Origin of the sequence: Enterobacter sp. BNK-22, from assembly GCF_048684805.1 — a bacterium.
In the GTDB taxonomy this organism is placed as follows: Bacteria; Pseudomonadota; Gammaproteobacteria; order Enterobacterales; family Enterobacteriaceae; genus Enterobacter; species Enterobacter quasiroggenkampii.
On record NZ_JBLQTT010000001.1, the window covers coordinates 3,089,524 to 3,109,682 of the forward strand.

The 20,159-nt window shown below is 56.0% G+C and carries 18 protein-coding genes; 6 read left to right on the forward strand and 12 right to left on the reverse strand.

Going from position 1 to position 20,159, the window contains the following annotated elements; all coding sequences use genetic code 11:
- Positions 1-1,401, reverse strand: a complete 1,401-nt coding sequence (gene ulaA, locus ACMGGE_RS14620; protein ID WP_032675818.1) for a PTS ascorbate transporter subunit IIC — start codon at positions 1,399-1,401, stop codon at positions 1-3.
- Positions 1,402-1,759: 358 nt separating this feature from the next.
- Here ulaA and ulaG point away from each other — a divergent pair, with 358 nt between their 5' ends.
- Positions 1,760-2,824: an L-ascorbate 6-phosphate lactonase gene (gene ulaG, locus ACMGGE_RS14625; RefSeq protein WP_010427455.1), complete on the forward strand. Its 1,065-nt coding sequence runs from the start codon at positions 1,760-1,762 to the stop codon at positions 2,822-2,824.
- A 110-nt stretch (positions 2,825-2,934) separates the two neighbouring features.
- Positions 2,935-3,690, forward strand: a complete 756-nt coding sequence (ulaR, locus tag ACMGGE_RS14630) for an HTH-type transcriptional regulator UlaR (protein WP_045907973.1) — start codon at positions 2,935-2,937, stop codon at positions 3,688-3,690.
- On the opposite strand, the gene yjfP is transcribed toward ulaR, so the two are convergent.
- The gene (yjfP, locus tag ACMGGE_RS14635) at positions 3,687-4,409 is read right to left on the reverse strand and encodes an esterase (protein WP_262805806.1); all 723 of its coding nucleotides are present in this window, start codon (positions 4,407-4,409) and stop codon (positions 3,687-3,689) included. The two genes, ulaR and yjfP, sit on opposite strands and share 4 nt — an antisense overlap.
- Before the next feature lie 137 nt (positions 4,410-4,546).
- On the opposite strand from yjfP, the gene bsmA reads away from it, so the two are divergent.
- From bsmA to ACMGGE_RS14650, 3 genes are all read left to right on the forward strand, one after another.
- Complete coding sequence (gene bsmA / locus ACMGGE_RS14640) at positions 4,547-4,876, forward strand: biofilm peroxide resistance protein BsmA (protein WP_072052249.1); 330 nt, start codon at positions 4,547-4,549, stop codon at positions 4,874-4,876.
- Positions 4,877-5,012: 136 nt separating this feature from the next.
- Entirely contained in the window at positions 5,013-5,300 is a 288-nt protein-coding gene (gene yjfN, locus ACMGGE_RS14645) for a DUF1471 family protease activator YjfN (protein WP_021240708.1), read from the forward strand.
- A 172-nt stretch (positions 5,301-5,472) separates the two neighbouring features.
- Positions 5,473-7,404, forward strand: a complete 1,932-nt coding sequence (locus tag ACMGGE_RS14650) for a methyl-accepting chemotaxis protein (protein ID WP_262805805.1) — start codon at positions 5,473-5,475, stop codon at positions 7,402-7,404.
- Here ACMGGE_RS14650 and ACMGGE_RS14655 read toward each other — a convergent pair.
- The gene (locus ACMGGE_RS14655; protein WP_063622708.1) at positions 7,401-9,023 is read right to left on the reverse strand and encodes an isovaleryl-CoA dehydrogenase; all 1,623 of its coding nucleotides are present in this window, start codon (positions 9,021-9,023) and stop codon (positions 7,401-7,403) included. The genes ACMGGE_RS14650 and ACMGGE_RS14655 overlap by 4 nt on opposite strands.
- Before the next feature lie 193 nt (positions 9,024-9,216).
- Between ACMGGE_RS14655 and ACMGGE_RS14660 the strand changes: the two genes are divergently transcribed.
- On the forward strand, positions 9,217-10,491 hold the full coding sequence (locus ACMGGE_RS14660) for an MFS transporter (protein ID WP_126534160.1): 1,275 nt from the start codon (positions 9,217-9,219) through the stop codon (positions 10,489-10,491).
- An 82-nt stretch (positions 10,492-10,573) separates the two neighbouring features.
- Here the strand turns inward: ACMGGE_RS14660 and rlmB are convergent, their stop codons facing one another.
- The 9 genes from rlmB to hfq form a co-directional block, all read right to left on the reverse strand.
- On the reverse strand, positions 10,574-11,305 hold the full coding sequence (rlmB, locus tag ACMGGE_RS14665; protein ID WP_111967108.1) for a 23S rRNA (guanosine(2251)-2'-O)-methyltransferase RlmB: 732 nt from the start codon (positions 11,303-11,305) through the stop codon (positions 10,574-10,576).
- 66 nt (positions 11,306-11,371) lie between these two features.
- Complete coding sequence (rnr, locus tag ACMGGE_RS14670; RefSeq protein ID WP_115876625.1) at positions 11,372-13,813, reverse strand: ribonuclease R; 2,442 nt, start codon at positions 13,811-13,813, stop codon at positions 11,372-11,374.
- A gap of 38 nt (positions 13,814-13,851) precedes the next feature.
- A complete protein-coding gene (nsrR, locus tag ACMGGE_RS14675) occupies positions 13,852-14,277 on the reverse strand; it encodes a nitric oxide-sensing transcriptional repressor NsrR (RefSeq protein ID WP_010427492.1) in 426 nt (141 codons plus the stop codon).
- Positions 14,278-14,469: 192 nt separating this feature from the next.
- Positions 14,470-15,768, reverse strand: a complete 1,299-nt coding sequence (locus ACMGGE_RS14680) for an adenylosuccinate synthase (RefSeq protein ID WP_414456040.1) — start codon at positions 15,766-15,768, stop codon at positions 14,470-14,472.
- 104 nt (positions 15,769-15,872) lie between these two features.
- Positions 15,873-16,070 carry a DUF2065 domain-containing protein gene (locus tag ACMGGE_RS14685; RefSeq protein WP_003855996.1) on the reverse strand — a complete coding sequence of 66 codons (198 nt, stop codon included), beginning with the start codon at positions 16,068-16,070 and terminating at the stop codon, positions 15,873-15,875.
- 71 nt (positions 16,071-16,141) lie between these two features.
- Positions 16,142-17,146 (reverse strand): protease modulator HflC, encoded by a 1,005-nt coding sequence (gene hflC / locus ACMGGE_RS14690; protein ID WP_008502916.1) that lies wholly within the window; start codon positions 17,144-17,146, stop codon positions 16,142-16,144.
- A 2-nt stretch (positions 17,147-17,148) separates the two neighbouring features.
- Positions 17,149-18,408: an FtsH protease activity modulator HflK gene (hflK, locus tag ACMGGE_RS14695; protein ID WP_420293910.1), complete on the reverse strand. Its 1,260-nt coding sequence runs from the start codon at positions 18,406-18,408 to the stop codon at positions 17,149-17,151.
- 56 nt (positions 18,409-18,464) lie between these two features.
- A complete protein-coding gene (gene hflX / locus ACMGGE_RS14700) occupies positions 18,465-19,745 on the reverse strand; it encodes a ribosome rescue GTPase HflX (protein ID WP_023310136.1) in 1,281 nt (426 codons plus the stop codon).
- Between the two features lie 74 nt (positions 19,746-19,819).
- Entirely contained in the window at positions 19,820-20,131 is a 312-nt protein-coding gene (gene hfq, locus ACMGGE_RS14705; RefSeq protein WP_008502919.1) for an RNA chaperone Hfq, read from the reverse strand.
- Positions 20,132-20,159: the final 28 nt, after the last annotated feature.

Below are 20,159 nucleotides of genomic sequence, written 5' to 3' on the forward strand. Positions count from 1 at the left end.
TTAATGAGCAGAGACTTCTGCTGTTTGTTTTTCCGCGTCTTCTTCTGCTCGCAGCGAACGGCCAGCGAAGAACATATAAGCCAGAGCAATCAGGATGATGATGGCCATAAAGACCAGCCCGATGGAGGCAAAGCCCTGCATCATCGGCGGTGCCAGAATTGACCAGTCCGCCATGCCCATCCAGGCGCTCATACCGGTGAGCTTGACCGCCCACACGCAGCCGAAGATTTCCACCATGCCCATCACCAGGCAGATTTTGAGCGCCGCACGCCAGCCGCCGAAGTGGTTAGCGAATACGCCGATGGTGGCGTTGGAGAAGAACATCGGGATAAAGCCCGGAATAATCAGGATTGAGGAGCCGCAGCCGACCAGAATGCCCACCGCAATCAGCTGGCCGATAGTGCCCCACATAAAGCCCCAGACCACCGCGTTTGGCGCGAAGCTATAGATAGCGGCACAGTCGATGGCCAGTACCGCGCCAGGGATCAGGCGCTGGGAGATACCGTTGAACGCTTCCGACAGTTCGGCAACGAACATACGTACGCCCTGAGTGATGATGAAGATCGCCACCGCGAAGGAGAAACCGGTCTGCAGGATGTAAACCGTCCAGTGGGTTTTGCCTGCCATCGCCTGCACCACGTCAATACCAAAGGAGAGCAGAATGGCACCGAAGAAGATGGTCATGACAATTGCGGTCGAAACGATGTTGTCGTGGAAGATATTCAGCCAGCCAGGCAGCTTGAGGTCTTCAACGCTCTCTTCTTTTTTGCCCAGGTATGGCGCAACTTTATAGGCAATCCAGGAAGCAAACTGCTGCTGATGGCCGATGGAGAAACCGCAGCCGTCCGTCACTTCCTGAGTCGGCTTGTACATCATGTTGGAGGTGATACCCCAGTAGAGCGAGACCAGCACCGCGGTGCAGATAATCGTGGTCCACATTGGGTAACCGAAGATATAGAGAGAAACCGCGATCAACCCCGCCTGCTGGAACATGATGTGCCCGGTGAGCATGATGGTGCGAATGCCGGTAATGCGGCGCAGGAGAACGTAGATAATGTTTAGCGCCAGAGCGAGCAGCACCGCATACCCCACCCAGCTATAGGCATCACCCATGCGCTCGATGGTGGCCATCATTGACGCGTAAGTGTCAGAAATCGCACCGTTGATGCCATACACTTCGGACATTTTGGCGACGACCGGCTTAAAGGTGCTGGTCAGAATGCCAGACCCCGCCTGTAACAGCATGAAACCGATAATGGTTTTGATGGTGCCTTTAATAATCACGCTGACGCTTTTGCGCAGCAGGATATAGCCCAGACACGTAACGATACCCAGCAGCAGCGGGGCGTTGGTCATTACCTGATTAAAGAACACGGTAAAGACGTTGTAGAGGATCTCCATAACTCTCTCCAGAAATGAGAACACGAGGGGTAATCCCTGTGCGGTTGGTGTCATCACTCTATTAATCACAAATAATCACCACAAGATTGCATTTGATTATTTGTGACGTATCACGCAATTTATTTCCATGCAGTTAATAATGATTTTCACTACTGCATTGCAAAAACAAATTAATCTTTATAATTCATCAAATTAATGAGTTGCGCGTACTACTATAACAAGCAAGAAGCGGAGAATCTGTGAAGTTGAACGGATAAAAATCCGCATTTTTACCATTGCAAAGCGCGTCAAATGGTGCCAGCATTAATCACAACAAATCACCAAGTGATTACTTTTGATTAAACCAGGAGTCAAAACGATGAGTAAAGTGAACACCATCACCCGTGAGTCATGGATTCTGAGCACCTTCCCGGAATGGGGCAGCTGGCTGAATGAAGAGATCGAGCAGGAACAGGTTGCTCCTGGTACCTTTGCGATGTGGTGGCTGGGCTGCACCGGTATCTGGCTGAAATCAGAAGGCGGCGCCAATATCTGCGTCGATTTCTGGTGCGGCACCGGCAAGCAGAGCCACGGCAACCCGTTGATGAAAAAGGGTCACCAGATGCAGCGCATGGCGGGCGTGGAAAAACTGCAGCCGAACCTGCGTACCACGCCGTTTGTGCTCGATCCGTTTGCCATTCGCCAGATCGACGCCGTGCTCTCCACTCACGATCACAACGATCATATCGATGTGAACGTGGCGGCAGCGGTGATGCAAAACTGTGCTGACGATGTGCCGTTTATCGGGCCGCAGACCTGCGTGGATCTGTGGATTGGCTGGGGCGTGCCGAAAGAGCGCTGCATCGTGATGAAGCCTGGCGACGTGGTGAAAATTAAAGATATTGAAATCCATGCGCTGGATGCCTTTGACCGTACAGCACTGATTACCCTGCCTGCCGATCAGAAAGCCGCAGGTGTACTGCCGGACGGTATGGATGAGCGCGCGGTTAACTATCTGTTTAAAACCCCTGGCGGCTCCCTGTACCACAGCGGCGACTCTCACTACTCCAACTACTACGCGAAGCACGGTAACGAGCACCAGATCGACGTGGCGCTGGGCTCCTACGGTGAGAACCCGCGCGGCATTACCGACAAAATGACCAGCGCCGACATGCTGCGCATGGCGGAAGCGCTGAATACCAAAGTGGTGATTCCGTTCCACCACGATATCTGGTCAAACTTCCAGGCCGATCCGCAGGAAATCCGCGTGCTGTGGGAGATGAAAAAAGACCGCCTGAAGTATGGCTTCAAGCCGTTCATCTGGCAGGTCGGCGGCAAGTTCACCTGGCCGCTGGACAAAGATAATCTTGAATATCACTACCCACGTGGTTTCGATGATTGCTTCACCATTGAGCCAGACCTGCCGTTCAAGTCCTTCCTCTGATTGTGCAGCCACATCGCCAGACTTCATGTCTGGCGATGTCATATTTCTTTTAGTAATTTCACGCTATTTCAAATATCATCTTTTCAAATCAATTCTTATCGGAATAGCTCATGACGGAAGCGCAACGGCATCAAATTCTCCTGGAACTCCTGGCGCAAACCGGGTTTATCACCGTCGAGAAAGTGATCGAACGTTTAGGGATCTCCCCGGCAACGGCGCGGCGGGATATCAACAAGTTGGATGAAAGCGGCAAGCTGAAAAAGGTCCGCAACGGCGCGGAAGCGATCAGCCAGCAGCGCCCTCGCTGGACGCCAATGAATATTCATCAGGCGCAAAATCATGATGAAAAAGTGCGGATTGCCAGAGCCGCGTCGCAGCTGGTGAATCCCGGTGAGAGCGTCGTGATCAACTGCGGTTCCACGGCATTTCTGCTGGGCCGTGAAATGTGCGGCAAGCCGGTGCAAATCATCACCAACTACTTACCGCTCGCTAACTATCTGATCGACCAGGAGCATGAGAGCGTGGTGATCATGGGCGGGCAGTACAACAAAAGCCAGTCCATCACCCTTAGCCCTCAGGACAGCGAAAACAGTCTCTATGCCGGGCACTGGATGTTTACCAGCGGCAAAGGCCTGACGGCAGATGGCCTGTATAAAACCGATATGCTGACCGCGATGGCGGAACAAAACATGCTCAACGTTGTGGGCAAGCTCGTTGTGCTGGTCGACAGCAGCAAAGTGGGCGAGCGCGCTGGCATGCTGTTCAGCCGTGCCGAACAGATCGACATGGTGATCACCGGCAAAGGCGCCAACCCTGAGATCCTCCAGAAGCTGGAAGATCAGGGCGTAAAAGTGCTGCGCGTTTAAAGGTGCTGGCGGAAAAACGCCACCGTAGCGTCCAGCGCCGTGGGCGTGATGCGGTGGCGGACGCCCGCTTCCCACAGACAGGTGAGATTACCGTCCAGTCCTGCATTCATTAACGCCTGCTGTAGTCGGAAGGTTCCCTCAGGCGGGACCACATCATCCGCGTCGCCGTGCCACAGCAGCAGCGGGCGATCCGCCAGGCGCGGCAATGCCCGGGTCACGTCCCACTCTTCGAGCGTCGCGGTAATTTCCGCTAAATCCTGAGGGGGAAAGAGCGTCTTCGCCAGCGATGTAAAATAGCCCGAGCCCATCAGGCAGGCGACCGATTTCACTTCCGGATGATGCGTCATAATCCCCAGCGCCGTCATACCGCCCATCGACGCTCCGGCCACGGCCAGACGATTCTCTGTCACCAGCCCTGCCTCATAAAGCGCATCGCGCAACCCGGCAAACTCGGTCAGACTCCCGTGCAGAATGTGCCAGAACTGCCCAAGTCGCGCCTGTTCGTTACCCATAAAGCGGGCGCCGTGGTCAGGCGCATCCGGCATCACCACGCGAAAACCCGCCTGCGCCAGCGCAACCGCAAAATAACTGTAAACCAGCTTCGATGAGGTAAACCCGTGATAAAAAACCACAACAGGCAGTGGTTTATCACGTTTACCCGCTGGCATAGCGTGTAAAATTTCATGGTCGCCGAAGTGGCGTATTTCAATTTCAATCATTGTCGACCCTGTACGAATGTATGATTCATAATGTTGAGAACTGGGTTACGCTTTCACATCATTTTCATTCGAAATATACGTCCCAGATAACACTTCGGGAACATTCCCCCAAAACTAAATTCACAGACAACTACACTATGGCTATCAGGAAACGAGATATGGTTATGCGCAGGTTTGCTGCTTTAGTGCTGGTGTTTCTGCTCAGTGGCTGTAGCGCGCTGCAGGGAACGCCGCAACCCGCTCCACCGGTCGCCGATCATCCACAGGAGATTCGTCGTAATCAGACGGAAGGATTACAACGAATGGGCACCGTCTCCGCGCTGGTTCGCGGCTCCCCGGATGACGCAGAAGCGGCAATCAAAGCACAAGCCGTCGCCGCCAAAGCAGATTATTACGTCATCATTATGATCGACGAAACCATCATAACGGGACAGTGGTATTCACAGGCCATTTTGTACCGTAAATAATGGTTTTCCTTTGAACGAGATTTACACTGCTTTGCGTCCATAGACATTTTCCTGTCCACAATAAACTCCATGCCCGCGTCAATGGAAGGGAGTTTATTCGCGAAGGATTGCCCGGCGGATACCGGAGATATGTGAAATGGAGCTGACGATGAAACGAACTCTTGCTTTGACCTCTCTGTTGCTCTCAGCAGGCCTGGTGAGCACCACTGCGCAGTCAGCAGAATTCGCCAGTGCTGACTGTGTAACTGGCCTGAATGAAATTGGCCAGATCTCCGTGAATAATATCTCGGGGAGCCCGCAAGACGTTGAACGCGTTGTGGCATTAAAGGCTGATGAGCAGGGTGCTTCATGGTATCGCATCATCCAGATGCAGGAAGATAACCATATCGACCACTGGCGGGTACAGGCCATTCTCTACGTGTAATATCCCTCCTGATAAAAGCCACTTATTTTTAGTGGCTTTTCGCTTTTGCAAATTTTTTATCTAATCAAAAACCAAACAATAACAACAAAATAACATTTTGTTACATTAATTCAGTAAACGTAATCCCCGCTCTGCCGTTGAAGAACCATACCTTTTCAATGATGAGCAATTTATGATCAATGTTTTTCGCCGTACAGGCCTGGGGGCGAAGCTGTCGCTGCTTACGGGCGTCAGTGTCGCCACGCTGTTTCTGCTTTTCACTTTTCTGCTCAGTCAAAAAGCCAGCCAGCAGCTTGAAGCCCTTGCGGTAGAAGACCTGCATAATCAGTCCACCGGCATGGTCGACATGGTGCAGATGTTTAACACCAGCCTGAGTGAAGAGGTTGAGAGTTATACCCGGCTGTTTACCACCTTTTTACCGCAGCCCCTGAATAGTGACCCTTCCCAACCCCAGACGATCAACGGGCTCAGCGTCCCGCTTCTGAAAGGCGGCGACACCGGGCTGCATGAAAATAACACCCTGTCGGACGACTTCCTGAACCGTACGGGAGCCATCTCGACGCTGTTTGTACGCAGCGGAAACGACTTTGTTCGCGTAGCGACCTCCCTGCGCAAAGAGAATGGCGAGCGGGCGATGGGCACCGTGCTGGATACTTCCAGTCCGGCCTTTGCCGCCGTCAACAAAGGTGAAGTCTACCGCGGCCTGGCGCTGCTGTTTGGCAAACGCTACATCACCCAGTATCAGCCCGTAAAAAACGCCGAAGGACAGGTCATTGCGATCGTCTTTGTCGGAGTGGACATCACTCACTCCTGGAACGTCATGCGCGAGAAAATTCTCAACCGCCGCCTGGGTGAGAGCGGTCACTTCTTCGTGCTGGATCGCAGCAACGGCAAAACGCGCGGGCAATACCTGTTCCATGCCGGTGAAGAGGGACAGTTGCCGAAGTGGGACGACGCGACGCAGCAGCAGCTTCTGGGTGACAAGCCCGGCACGCTGGAACGCGTAAGCGACGACGGCCGCACGCTGAAAATGGCGTATACCCCGCTGCCAGGCTGGAACTGGACTATTGTCGGCGAAGTGGATAAATCGGTGCTGCTCGCAAGCGTCAACGCCATGCGCGATCGTTTCCTGCTGGCCGGCGTGGTCTTATCTATCCTGTTTGCTGGTCTGTTCGTGGTCATTATTCGCCGCGTGCTGACCCGACCGCTGCGCAATGTGATCCATCTTGCCCGGCAATATGCCGCAGGGGATCTCCGTTCCAGCCTGCCCGTGACGCGCCAGGACGAAGTCGGCCAGCTGATCGACGCTATCAACGGCATCGGTGGCGGCCTGCAAAAAATTGTCCTGCAGGTCCGCGAGGCCGCAGGCGAGATCCATTTGGGCACCAACGCGCTGGCCGCCGATACCGGCGAGATTTCTGAGCAGATCAACAAGCAGGCCAGCAGCGTGGAAGAGACCTCCGCCAGCATGGAGCAGCTGGCCGCCACCGTGCAGCAAAATGCCGCCAACATGGAGCAAACGCAGCAACTGGTGGGTGAAACCTCGCTCGCGGTGCATCAGGGCGGTGAGACGGTCACCCACGCGGTGTCGACGATGGACGACATTCGCGAGGCGTCAAAACGCATCGAAGACATCACGCGCGTGATTGAGTCTATCGCTTTCCAGACCAATATCCTGGCGCTGAATGCGGCAGTGGAAGCGGCCCGCGCGGGCGAGCACGGGAAAGGGTTTGCGGTGGTCGCGCAGGAAGTTCGCGCCCTGGCAGGACGCAGCGCTAACGCGGTGAAGGAGATTGAACAGCTGATTGGCGATACGCTCAGGAAAGTGAGTGAGGGCCATGCGCTGTCTGAAAAGACGCGCCTGGCGATGGATGACATCATCATTCATATCGATAACATCAGCCAGCTGGTCACCGAGATTAACCATGCTTCACGCGAGCAGTCCGCCGGGATTGGCCAGGTGAATCTCGCCATGACCCACATTGGCGAAGCGTCGCATATTAATGCCGATCGTATCTCACGCAGCGAACAAACGGCTCAAACGCTGCGTGAGAAGGGATCACATCTGGCCCAGCTGGTGAGCCTGTTCCAGCTAAAAGGTTAACCGACTCTGCCCGTCGCACGCAGCAGCAGGTCACTTTGCACCTGCTCGCTCATCAGCGTGCCGCCACGGGTATCCAGCATCATGCGGCACCACGCCTGCGCCACCGGGGGCGATGCGTGCCGCAGCATTTCGCTCCCGGCACCCAGCAGGAAAAGCTGCTGCGCAATTTCCCGCCCCTGCGCCTCCTGCGGTTTACGCAGTTTTTGCTGAAGCTGTCGCCAGCTGCGGTCGAAGTGTCTGTCCTGCCCTTTGACCTGTGCAAACTCCTCGGCAAGCAGATCGTGAATACCCGGCTGCTTCGCCAGCACACGCAGCACGTCCAGGCACATGATGTTGCCGGACCCTTCCCAGATGCTGTTCACCGGCATCTCGCGATACAGGCGGGGAAGTTCGCTCTCCTCGCAGTACCCGACGCCGCCCAGCACCTCCATCGCTTCAGCCACAAACGGGATGCCCGCTTTGCACACGCTAAATTTCGCGGCCGGGGTAAACAGCCGCGCCCATGCCGCCTCCTGCGGATCCGCGCGTTTATCCCACGCCCGCGCCAGGCGGAACAGCAGCGCCGTTTGCCCCTCCAGCACCAGCGCCATCCGGCTTAGCACTTCGCGCATGAGCGGCTGATCGATAAGATTTTTGCCGAAGGTCTGGCGCTGATGCGCATGGTACAGCGCCACGGACAGCGCCCGACGCATGAGTCCGTGGCTGCCCAGCGCACAGTCAAAGCGCGTCAGACCGCCCATTTTGAGGATCTGCCGTACCCCTTCGCCCTCTTCCCCCAGCAGCCAGCCGGAGGCATCGAGAAACTCCACCTCGCTGCTGGCGTTGGAGCGGTTCCCGAGCTTGTCCTTAAGGCGCTCCAGCCGGACGGCGTTGCGCTGTCCATCAGGCAAAAAGCGCGGCACAAAAAAGCAGGACAACCCGCCCTTCGCCTGCGCCAGCACGAGATGCGCATCGCTTTGCGGGACGGAGAAAAACCATTTATGCCCCACCAGCCGGTAGCTGCCGTCGCCGCATTTTTCCGCTTTGGTGGTGTTGCTCAGCACGTCCGAGCCGCCCTGCTTTTCCGTCATCCCCATACCGATCAGCAGGCCGCGCTTTTGCGCGCCAGGCGCCAGATGCGGATCGTAGCGATCGCTGAGTAGCGGCGTCAGCCAGTCGTGAAATATTTTGGGAAGCGCCTGCTGCAGAAGCGGCGTGGCGGCAAACGTCATGGTGACCGGACAAAGCGTGCCCGCTTCCACCTGAGCATGAAGCACAAAGCGTGCGGCCCGCGCGACAAACGCCCCTTTACGCGCCTCCTCTTCCCATGCCAGGTTATGTACCCGATTGGCACACAGCCCCTGCATCAGCAGGTGCCATGCCGGATGAAAGCGGACGTCATCCAGTCGCTCTCCGGTGGCGTCATAGCGAAGCAACTCCGGCGGATTCACGTTCGCCAACCTGCCCAGCTCCAGCGACTCTGCGGTGCCTAACTGCTGCCCGATGCTGGCGAGCAGCTCGATATCCCACTCGGCCCCTTCACGCGCGACCGCATCGCGCAGCGCGCAGTCCGAGAGGAAAAGGTTGCTGTTAGAAAGTGGTGCGGGTTGATTGAAAACGGTATGGGTCTGCCAGTGCATACTGTCTCCCTCCTTCAGTGGCAATGACGATAAGTATGGACAGACCGCGCATACGCTGCATGGGAGGGGAGTCACACGTTCACGATCCCGCTGATATCATTCGTGAAATAGCTCACAGAACATAAGAATAAACTATTTCATGACTTCGCTTTTGTTGAATAATTTATTCTTACCCTTTTCAGTGAGGATCGTTATGCAACCGGATGCGCACAAGCGAGCATTAATTGCCGGCTCCATTGGTAACTTTATCGAGTGGTATGAGTTTGCGGTCTACGGTTTTCTGGCGACCGTCATTGCGAAGAACTTCTTCCAGCTTGAAGGGGAAGCAGGGCTTACCAGCCTGATCCTCACCTACGCCTCATTCGCCATCGCCTTCTTCTTCCGTCCGCTGGGTGCGGTGGTGTTTGGACGCATCGGCGACCGAATTGGCCGTAAGCCGACGCTCATTATTGTGCTGGTGCTCATGACGCTCGCTACCGCCGCCATCGGCATTGTGCCGGTCTACGCCAGCATCGGGATTGCCGCACCGCTGATCGTTACGCTGCTTCGCATCCTGCAGGGGCTGTTCGCGGGCGGCGAGTACGGCGGTGCGGTCTCGCTGATGACGGAGTTTGCTCCGCGCGGCAAGCGCGGGCTCTATGGTGCCTGGCAGTCCTTTACCGTGGCGCTGGGGCTGTTAGCGGGTGCAGGCATCGTGGCGCTGCTCTCCGCCCTCCTCACGCCTGAGGCCCTGCACGACTGGGGCTGGCGCATTCCTTTCTTCCTGGCGCTGCCCATGGGCGTCGTTGCGCTGTGGCTTCGTGTCAGCATGGAAGAGACACCCAGCTTTGTGCAGCAGCAGGATAAACCGGTTGTCGCTCAGGCGGATACTGCCGCCACGCTCCGGGCCATCGTGATGGGGATTGGCCGCGTAATGGTCTGGTCTGCGGCGGGGTACACTTACCTGGTGATTATGCCGACCTATCTGCAGTCGGCGCTGCACACCGGGTTTAACCAGGCGCTGCTGATCGCGGTGATTTCGAACGTTGGGTTTGCGCTGACCATCATTCCGTCGGGGATCCTGAGCGATAGGATCGGGCGTCGCACAGTGATGATTATCGCCACCGCGCTGCTGCTGATCCTCGCCCTGCCGCTGCTGAAACTTCTGCAGGCGGAGTCCAGCACGCTGGCGGTGAAAGCGATAGTGGTATTGATTGCGGGCGGCCTGGTGGGCATGCTGGCAGGGCCGGGCCCGGCGATGCTCTCTGAGATGTTCCCGACGCGCGTACGCTATACCGGGCTGGGGCTGGCCTACTCGTTATCGAATGCGATTTTCTCGGGCTGTGCGGGATTAATCATTACCGGGCTGATTAAGCAGACGGGTAACCTGGATATTCCGGCGTACTACGTGATGGCAACGGCGGTGGTGAGTATTTTCGCATTAATGACGCTGAGGAAGGATGACCATCTGCGGTCGTTAGAGGAGTGAGGTTGTTTTGCCGGGTGGCGGCTTCGCCTGACCCGGCCTACAAAACCGTAGGCCCGGTAAGCGAAGCGCCACCGGGCGAAAATCAGCTGCGCTGACGCACCGCTTCAAACAGGCAGATGCCCGTCGCAACAGACACGTTCAGGGAGGACACGCTGCCCGCCATCGGGATGCTGATTAGCTCGTCGCAGTGCTCGCGGGTCAGACGACGCATGCCTTCACCTTCCGCCCCCATCACCAGCGCCAGACGGCCGGTCATTTTGCTCTGGTACAGAGTATGATCCGCTTCACCGGCAGTCCCGACGATCCAGATGTTCTCTTCCTGCAGCAGACGCATGGTGCGCGCCAGGTTGGTCACGCGGATCAGCGGAACGTTTTCCGCCGCGCCGCAGGCCACTTTCTTCGCCGTCGCGTTCAGCTGCGCGGAGCGATCTTTCGGCACGATCACCGCATGCACGCCCGCCGCATCCGCGCTGCGCAGACACGCGCCGAGGTTGTGCGGATCGGTAACGCCATCGAGGATCAGGAAGAATGGATTCTCCAGCTCAGCGATAAGATCCGGCAGATCGTTTTCCTGATACTGACGGCCCGGCTTCACGCGAGCAATAATGCCCTGGTGCACCGCCCCGTCACTTTTTTCATCCAGGAACTGGCGGTTCGCCAGCTGGATCACCACGCCCTGTGCTTCCAGAGCGTGGATCAGCGGCATCAGACGTTTGTCTTCACGCCCTTTCAGAATAAACACTTCCTGAAAACGCTCCGGTGCGCGCTCGAGAAGGGCCTGCACCGCGTGGATGCCGTAAATCATTTCACTCATTGATGGTTCTCGTAATAAGTATTTCCCCTCTCCCGGTTGGGGAGAGGGTTAGGGTGAGGGGAGAATTTACTCCGCCTGCTTTTTCTTAGCCGCGCGCTTCGCTTTGGTGGCGGCCGCTATTTTCTGTGTCTTCGCGGAAGGTTTCTTCGCGGAACGGGCTTCTTTCTTCGCCGCCTTCGGCTTCTGCTTCTTCTCGCCGCGGAACGCGCTATCCGGCTCGAAGTTCACCTTCTTACCGGCCTGACGGCGCTTGCCGCTCGTTTTGCCATTTCCGCCTTTTTTCGCTCTTTCGCGCTCGGTTTTACCGACGTTACGCGGGGCGCGCTCGCTGGAGATCAGGCTGAAGTCGATTTTACGGTCGTCCATATTCACGGCCTCAACCTTCACTTCCACGCGGTCGCCCAGACGATAGGTCTGGCCGCCAGATTCGCCGATCAGACGCTGGCCGACCTGGTCGAAGCGGTAGTAGTCGTTATCCAGGCTGGAGACATGCACCAGACCGTCGATAAACAGCTCATCCAGACGAACGAAGAAACCAAAGCCGGTCACGCTGGCAATCACGCCTTTGAAGACATTGCCGACCTGGTCCAGCATAAAGTCACACTTCAGCCAGTCCGCCACGTCGCGGGTGGCCTCATCGGCACGGCGTTCGGTCATGGAGCAGTGCTGACCCAGCTGCAGCATCTCTTCCATCGAATAGTGGTAGCCACCGGTTTCGGTGGTATTCCCTTTATGTCCCTGCTCCTGCGCCAGCAGATACTTGATCGCACGGTGCAAAGAGAGGTCAGGATAACGACGGATCGGCGACGTAAAGTGGGCGTAAGACTGCAGCGCCAGGCCGAAGTGACCGCGGTTTTCCGGATCGTAAATCGCCTGCTTCATTGAGCGCAGCAGCATCGTCTGCAGCATTTCTGCATCAGGACGATCGCTAATGGATTCCAGCAGCTCGGCGTAATCGCGCGGCTCTGGCTTGTTGCCGCCCGGCAGCTCCAGGCCCAGTTCGGCCAGCACGGAGCGGAACGCGGTGATGGCTTCCGTCGACGGTTTATCGTGAATACGGAACAGCGCCGGTTCTTTGGCTTTCTCAACGAAGCGTGCCGCCGAGATGTTCGCCAGAATCATACACTCTTCGATCAGCTTGTGCGCATCGTTACGCTGGGTCTGTTCGATACGCTCAATGCGGCGCTCGGCGTTGAAGATAAACTTCGCTTCTTCGCTCTCAAAAGAGATCCCACCGCGCTCTTCGCGCGCCTGATCCAGCGTTTTGTAGAGGTTATGCAGCTCTTCGATGTGTTTGACCAGCGGCGCATACTGTTCGCGCAGATCCTGGTCGCCCTGCAGCATATGCCAGACCTTGGTATAGGTCAGACGCGCATGCGAGCTCATCACCGCTTCGTAGAACTTGTAGCCGGTTAAGCGCCCTTTGGTGGAGATGGTCATCTCACACACCATACAGAGGCGGTCAACCTGCGGGTTCAGGGAGCACAGACCGTTAGAGAGCACTTCCGGCAGCATCGGTACAACCTGCGACGGGAAGTAGACCGAGGTACCGCGGCTGCGCGCTTCGTTATCCAGCGGGGTATGCGGACGAACATAGTAGCTTACGTCTGCAATCGCTACCCACAGACGCCAGCCGCCGCCGCGTTTTTTCTCGCAGTAGACAGCGTCATCGAAGTCACGGGCGTCTTCACCGTCGATCGTGACCAGCGGCAGGGAGCGGAGATCCACGCGGCCCACTTTGGATTCTTCCGGCACTTCTTCACGCAGGCTTTCGATCTGCTCTTCAACCGCTTTCGGCCAGATGTATGGAATTTCGTGGGTGCGCAGCGCCATATCAACGGCCATGCCGGTGCCCATATTATCGCCCAGCACTTCGACGATTTTACCTACCGCTTTGGTGCGACGGGTTGGGCGCTGGGTGAGTTCCACCACCACCACAAAGCCCATGCGGGCGCCCATCACCTCTTCAGGTGGGATCAGGATGTCGAAGCTCAGACGGCTGTCGTCCGGCACCACGAACCCCACGCCCGCGTCGGTAAAGTAGCGGCCGACAATCTGGCTGGTTTTTGGCACCAGCACGCGCACGACGCGCGCTTCGCGGCGACCTTTACGGTCGGCGCCCAGCGGCTGCGCCAGAATTTGGTCGCCGTGGATGCACATTTTCATCTGTTCAGATGAGAGATACAGATCGTCTTTACGGCCTTCCACGCGCAGGAAGCCGAAGCCATCGCGGTGACCAATGACGGTCCCTTTCAGCAGATCGAGGCGTTCTGGCAGCGCGTAGCACTGGCGGCGGGTAAAGACCAGTTGCCCGTCACGCTCCATCGCGCGCAGGCGGCGGCGAAGGGCTTCAATTTGCTCTTCACCTTCAATGTTTAATTCAACAGCAAGTTCTTCACGATTGGCGGGTTTTTCGCGTTTTGTTAAGTGTTCAATGATGAACTCGCGGCTGGGGATAGGATTCGCGTATTTTTCGGCTTCGCGTTCCTGGAAAGGATCGTGTGACATGTCGGTTCCTCCGTTGTCAGCTCCGGTGGAAATTTTCTTCATTCCACCAGCAATAATTTATAAAGCGGTTGATTCTCTTCAACCAAATCGGCCAGCGTGTAGTTATCCAGTTCCATGAGAAAACTTTGCACGGCCTTAGAAAGCGCCTGTTTCAGGCGGCAAGCGGGCGTGATGTGGCAGAACTCGCTGCTGCAGTTCACCAGAGAGAGCGGCTCCAGTTCACGTACCACATCGCCAACACGAATACTCTGTGCCGGTTTACCAAGACGGATCCCACCATTCTTCCCGCGGACGGCAGCAACGTATCCGGCACGACTAAGTTGATTGATTATTTTGACCATATGATTACGGGATACGCCGTAGACCTCTGTGACTTCAGAGATACTGGTCATTTTCCCATCGGGTAACGACGCCATGTAGATCAGCGCGCGTAAGCCGTAATCGGTGAAACTTGTTAACTGCACATCAACCTCAGGAAAAAGGGAAATCGCGGACAAACCGCAGAGATATTCATTAATGATGATAAACCAGCCAGATAGTTAGCGGCTAATTTATTTGACAGACGGGGCGAAAAAGCGGAGATCCAGGAGCGGTCGCCGGATGGCGCTACGCTTATCCGGCCTACGGGTCTCCCCGCAGGCCAGCAGTCACGAAGATTATGCGTCGAACGGGTCGCGCAGGATCATCGTTTCAGTACGATCCGGGCCGGTAGAAATAATATCGATCGGCACTTCGGTCAGTTCTTCAATACGCTTGATGTAATCCAGCGCCGCCTGCGGCAGGGCGCTACGCTCTTTCACACCGAAAGTGGTCTCAGACCAGCCCGGCATGGTTTCGTAGATTGGCTCAATGCCTTCCCAGTCGTCAGCAGCCAGCGGAGTGGTGGTCACTTCGCGGCCATCTGGCATACGGTAGCCTACGCAGATTTTCACTTCTTTCAGGCCGTCCAGTACGTCCAGCTTGGTCAGGCAGAAGCCAGACAGGGAGTTGATCTGCACTGCACGACGCACGGCAACCGCATCCAGCCAGCCGGTACGACGACGACGACCGGTGGTCGCGCCAAACTCGTTACCCTGCTTGCACAGGAACTCGCCGGTTTCATCAAACAGTTCGGTCGGGAATGGACCGGCACCCACGCGAGTGGAGTACGCTTTGATGATACCCAGAACGTAATCCACATAACGTGGACCCAGGCCAGAGCCGGTCGCCACGCCACCCGCGGTGGTATTAGAGGAGGTGACGTACGGATAGGTACCGTGGTCGATGTCCAGCAGCGTACCCTGCGCACCTTCGAACATGACGAAATCGCCACGCTTGCGCGCCTGGTCCAGCAGATCGGACACATCAACAACCATACCGGTCAGAATGTCTGCAATCGCCATGACGTCATCCAGCACTTTCTGGTAGTCAACAGCGTCAGCTTTGTAGAAGTTCACCAGCTGGAAGTTGTGATATTCCATCACTTCTTTCAGCTTTTCAGCGAAGGTCGCTTTGTCGAAGAGGTCGCCCACGCGCAGACCGCGACGTGCAACTTTATCTTCGTAAGCCGGGCCGATACCACGACCGGTGGTGCCGATCGCTTTCGCGCCACGCGCTTTTTCACGCGCTACGTCCAGCGCCACGTGATAATCCAGGATCAGCGGGCAGGCTTCGGAGAGCAGCAGACGCTCACGAACAGGGATACCACGGTCTTCCAGACCTTTCATCTCTTTCATCAGCGCCGCTGGAGACAGCACAACGCCGTTACCGATGATGCTGGTGACGTTTTCGCGAAGAATGCCTGATGGAATAAGATGGAGGACGGTTTTTTCACCGTTGATTACGAGAGTATGGCCTGCGTTGTGACCGCCCTGGTAGCGCACAACATATTTAGCCCGTTCAGTCAGAAGATCAACAATCTTCCCTTTACCTTCGTCACCCCATTGGGTGCCCAGTACGACGACGTTGTTACCCATTTTTTTCAAAATCACCGTTTGCTTAAAAATGGATTCTACCATCGCTTTTTCAGATATACAGCACTTTTTGACCTCAAAATACGCCGATTGCGCCTACTTTTTGATCAGCCAATCGTTTTCCTCAACATGTAGTAGATCACGATGCCCGCAACCACAAGACCGCCGCCAAAACGACGTAAAATATTATCCGGCAGTTGGCTCATGGTGGCGATCATTCGACGCCAGGCGCGTGGATAGAGCATCGGTCCCAGACCTTCCAGCACCAGGACAAGGGCCAGCGCGAGCCAGATCGTTGAATTCATTTTTGTTCCTTATAAAAGAAAACCACCGCTCCGTGGGGAGCGGTGGTTTGAATACTCAAACGAGCCTGAGTTTATCGCGTTGCGTTAGTCGGCGTCTTCATATAACGGAAGAAATCGCTGTCCGGGCTGAGCACCATCACATCCTGGTTGCTCTGGAAGCTATTCTCGTAAGCACGCAGGCTACGGATAAAGGCATAGAAGTCAGGATCCTGGCTGAAGGCATCAGCAAACAGTTTCGCGGCTTCCGCATCACCTTCACCGCGCAGGATACGGCCCTGGCGCTCAGATTCCGCCAGCGTCTTGGCCACTTCGTAGTCCGCAGCAGCACGCAGCTTCTCCGCCTCTTCCTGGCCCTGTGAACGGTGACGACGGGCGACCGCTTCACGCTCGGCGCGCATACGGTTGTAAATCGCCTCGGACACTTCCACCGGCAGGTTGATCTGCTTGATACGCACGTCCACCACTTCGATACCCAGCGCAGCCATACTGTTCGGGTTGATCACCGGCACTTTACCGTTGGTTTCTGCCTGAACGCGTTCAGCCGCTTTAGCAATTGCATCGTCAGCTGCTGGCGTTGAAACTTCATCTTCAGTGCCCGCGGTGCCGGAGTTCAGCGCATCGCGAACTTCCAGGGTCAGACGGCCACGGGAGTCGGTCACGATGTCTTTCACATCCAGACGACCAATCTCGGAACGCAGACGGTCAGAGAACTTACGTTTCAGCAGCACTTCCGCCTGAGAAACGTCACCGCCGCCCGTTGCCAGGAAGTAACGGCTGAAATCACTGATGCGCCATTTGATATAGGAATCAACGATCAGGTCTTTCTTCTCTTTGGTCACGAAACGGTCGGCCTGGTTATCCATGGTCTGGATACGCGCATCCAGCGTTTTCACAGACTGAATGAACGGCACCTTGAAGTGCAGGCCCGGTTCGTAAATGACCGGACGTTTGTCGCCATCACGCACGACGCTGCTGAACTGGAACTTGATCCCACGCTCGCCCTCTTTCACCACAAAGATCGAGGTATAAAGCACGACCAGTACGATGACGATGATCGCAATAACTGACTTACGCATCCTTATTCCCCCTGACGCTGGTAGTCGTTACGCTGCGCGTTAGCACGGCGTTGGTCCATAATGTCACCATCGTTCGAAGAAGGCGTTGTGTTCGTGCTGGCGCTGCCCGTTGAGGATGGCGGCAGACGCAGCAGGTTGTTCGCACCGCTGTTATCTTTTGCTGCCGGAGCAGAACCGCCTTTCAGCATCTGATCCAGCGGCAGCACCATCAGGTTTCCGCCTTTACTGTCGTTAACCAACACTTTGCGGGTGTGGCTCAGCACTTTTTCCATGGTCTCGATATAGAGACGCTCACGGGTAATTTCCGGCGCCGCTTTATATTCAGGCAGGATCTTCGCAAAGCGAGCTACTTCACCCTGTGCTTCCAGGATGGTCTGGGTCTTATACGCACGCGCTTCTTCCAGAATACGCTGCGCCTGACCGTTAGCACGCGGCTGAACTTCGTTGGTGTAAGCTTCTGCTTCACGGATGTACTGCTGTTCGTTTTCACGTGCAGCAATCGCATCGTCAAAGGCCGCTTTTACCTCTTCCGGCGGACGGGCAGCCTGGAAGTTGACGTCCAGCAGGGTAATACCCATGTTGTACGGACGAATGGTCTCTTCCAGCTCACGCTGGGTATCGCTACGAATAACGGTACGACCTTCGGTCAGAATGCGGTCCATGGTGTATTTACCGATCACACCACGCAGGGCGCTATCGGTCGCCTGACGCAGGCTGTCATCGGCGCTGGTCACGCTAAACAGATAACGCTCAGGATCGGTCACGCGGTACTGCACGTTCATCTCAACGCGCACGACGTTTTCGTCAGAGGTCAGCATCACGCCAGAGGCGGCCAGTTCACGGACGGATTCCACGTTGACCGCAGTCACGTCGTCAATGAAGGTCGGTTTCCAGTTCAGGCCCGGCTCAACCAGATGGCTGAACTTACCGAAGCGGGTCACCACACCGCGTTCCGCTTCTTTAATGGTGTAGAACCCGGTAGCAGCCCAGATGATTACCACTGCAGCGGCAACAATACCCACTACGCGGCCACCCATTTGCGGGCGCGGCCCCTGGGTGGAATTTCCACCTGAGCCAGAACCTTTACCTCTGCCAAGACCACCAAGCTTTTTGCTCAGCTTGCGGAAGATATCATCCAGATCCGGCGGCCCCTGCTCGCGACCACCTTTGTTGCCATTTCCCCCAGAGTTGCCGCCTTGATTATTGCTGCTTCCCCACGGGTCGCGGTCCTGTCCGTTATTACCGGGCTGATTCCACGCCATGTATATGCTCCATATTTGTTATGCAAGGGCGAATTATTCAGGCATCCCCTTTCTGATCAGACGATATAGTCGACCAGCGCAGGTTCTTGTTTACAGAGGCGACGCCAGTCAACGATCGGCATACGCACCTGCATCCCCACGCTGCCGTCATCCTCCATCCACTCTTTTTCTATCGCCTGAAGCTGATAAAACCGGCTGCGCAGCCTGCCTTCCTGTGGCGGCAGTCGCAGCGTGTGCTGAGCTACCTCACCGGAAAGACGTTCTGTCAAAGCCTGGAAAAGCAGTGGCACACCAATACCGGTCTGGGCAGAAAGCCAGACCCGAATCGGTTTGTTCTCTTCATCTCTGTCGATACGCGGTTCGAAATCGTCCAGCATATCGATCTTGTTCATGACCAACAGCGTGGGAATTTCGTGGGCGTCGATCTCTTCGAGCACCACGTTTACCGCGTCGATGTTCTCCTGCACGCGCACGTCTGCCGCATCAATCACATGCAGCAGCAGCGTCGCCTGTCGCGTCTCCTGCAGGGTGGCCTTGAATGCCGCCACCAGGTCATGCGGCAGGTGACGGATAAACCCTACGGTATCCGCCAGCACCGTTTCACCGACGTCTGCGACGTCAATACGGCGCAGCGTAGGGTCCAGGGTCGCAAACAGCTGGTCTGCGGCATAAACCTGGGCCTCGGTTATCTGGTTAAACAGGGTGGATTTACCGGCGTTGGTATACCCCACCAGCGACACCGTCGGGATGTCGGCTTTGGTTCGTGCCCGACGCCCCTGCTCACGCTGTTTCTCAACCCTTTCCAGACGTGAGAGGATCTGGGTAATTCGGCCACGCAGCAAACGACGGTCGGTTTCGAGCTGGGTTTCACCCGGGCCGCGCAAACCAATCCCGCCTTTTTGTCTTTCAAGGTGGGTCCAGCCACGCACCAGACGCGTTGCCAGATGGCGCAGCTGCGCCAGTTCAACCTGCAGTTTCCCTTCGTGGGTACGTGCACGCTGAGCAAAAATGTCTAAAATCAATCCCGTGCGATCGATAACACGGCATTCGCAGAGAGCTTCCAGGTTGCGCTCCTGGGCTGGAGACAGCGCATGATCAAACAACACGACTGACGCGCCGGTTGCTTTTACGGCATCCGCAATTTCGACTGCTTTACCTTCACCAACAAAATACTTTGGGTGCGGCGCTTTACGGCTACCGGTAATCACCTGCATTGCTTCGACACCGGCGGAAGAGACCAGAGATTCAAACTCCTGGAGGTCTTCCATATCTTTGTCTTGCGAAAAATAGATGTGTACCAGCACCGCCTGCTCACCGGCATCATAACGGTCAAACAAGCGTAAACCTCTCTAAAAAGATCAGCGGGGAACGCAGGATCCCTGGCTCCCCGTGTGGATAACAGTGCGAAACCTTATTCGGTCTCGTCGCTGTCCTGCGCTGGCGTTGAAGAACCCTGCGCGTTGCTGCCATGATGGTAGTTACTACCTGTGCCGCCGCCAGCGTTATTGCTGTGATGAGATACCGGACGGGACGGAACAACAGTAGAAATAGCGTGCTTGTAGACCATCTGACTGACCGTGTTTTTCAACAGAATCACGAACTGATCGAAAGACTCAATCTGACCTTGCAGCTTAATACCATTCACCAAATAAATAGAAACTGGAACACGTTCCCGACGCAATGCGTTCAGGAACGGATCTTGTAAAGATTGCCCCTTAGCCATTCTATCTTTTCCTTATATGCTTGTTTTG

What these genes read in the sequence shown, in the direction of transcription:
- yjfP (WP_262805806.1), bottom strand. Translation starts at nt 4,409, where the DNA reads ATGATTGAAATTGAAATACGCCACTTCGGCGACCATGAAATTTTACAC.
- ulaA (WP_032675818.1), bottom strand. Translation starts at nt 1,401, where the DNA reads ATGGAGATCCTCTACAACGTCTTTACCGTGTTCTTTAATCAGGTAATG.
- hflK (WP_420293910.1), bottom strand. Translation starts at nt 18,408, where the DNA reads ATGGCGTGGAATCAGCCCGGTAATAACGGACAGGACCGCGACCCGTGG.
- ACMGGE_RS14680 (WP_414456040.1), bottom strand. Translation starts at nt 15,768, where the DNA reads ATGGGTAACAACGTCGTCGTACTGGGCACCCAATGGGGTGACGAAGGT.
- ACMGGE_RS14655 (WP_063622708.1), bottom strand. Translation starts at nt 9,023, where the DNA reads ATGCACTGGCAGACCCATACCGTTTTCAATCAACCCGCACCACTTTCT.
- yjfN (WP_021240708.1), top strand. Translation starts at nt 5,013, where the DNA reads ATGGAGCTGACGATGAAACGAACTCTTGCTTTGACCTCTCTGTTGCTC.
- ulaG (WP_010427455.1), top strand. Translation starts at nt 1,760, where the DNA reads ATGAGTAAAGTGAACACCATCACCCGTGAGTCATGGATTCTGAGCACC.
- hfq (WP_008502919.1), bottom strand. Translation starts at nt 20,131, where the DNA reads ATGGCTAAGGGGCAATCTTTACAAGATCCGTTCCTGAACGCATTGCGT.
- rlmB (WP_111967108.1), bottom strand. Translation starts at nt 11,305, where the DNA reads ATGAGTGAAATGATTTACGGCATCCACGCGGTGCAGGCCCTTCTCGAG.
- hflC (WP_008502916.1), bottom strand. Translation starts at nt 17,146, where the DNA reads ATGCGTAAGTCAGTTATTGCGATCATCGTCATCGTACTGGTCGTGCTT.
- ACMGGE_RS14685 (WP_003855996.1), bottom strand. Translation starts at nt 16,070, where the DNA reads ATGAATTCAACGATCTGGCTCGCGCTGGCCCTTGTCCTGGTGCTGGAA.
- ACMGGE_RS14650 (WP_262805805.1), top strand. Translation starts at nt 5,473, where the DNA reads ATGATCAATGTTTTTCGCCGTACAGGCCTGGGGGCGAAGCTGTCGCTG.
- ulaR (WP_045907973.1), top strand. Translation starts at nt 2,935, where the DNA reads ATGACGGAAGCGCAACGGCATCAAATTCTCCTGGAACTCCTGGCGCAA.
- rnr (WP_115876625.1), bottom strand. Translation starts at nt 13,813, where the DNA reads ATGTCACACGATCCTTTCCAGGAACGCGAAGCCGAAAAATACGCGAAT.
- ACMGGE_RS14660 (WP_126534160.1), top strand. Translation starts at nt 9,217, where the DNA reads ATGCAACCGGATGCGCACAAGCGAGCATTAATTGCCGGCTCCATTGGT.
- bsmA (WP_072052249.1), top strand. Translation starts at nt 4,547, where the DNA reads ATGGCTATCAGGAAACGAGATATGGTTATGCGCAGGTTTGCTGCTTTA.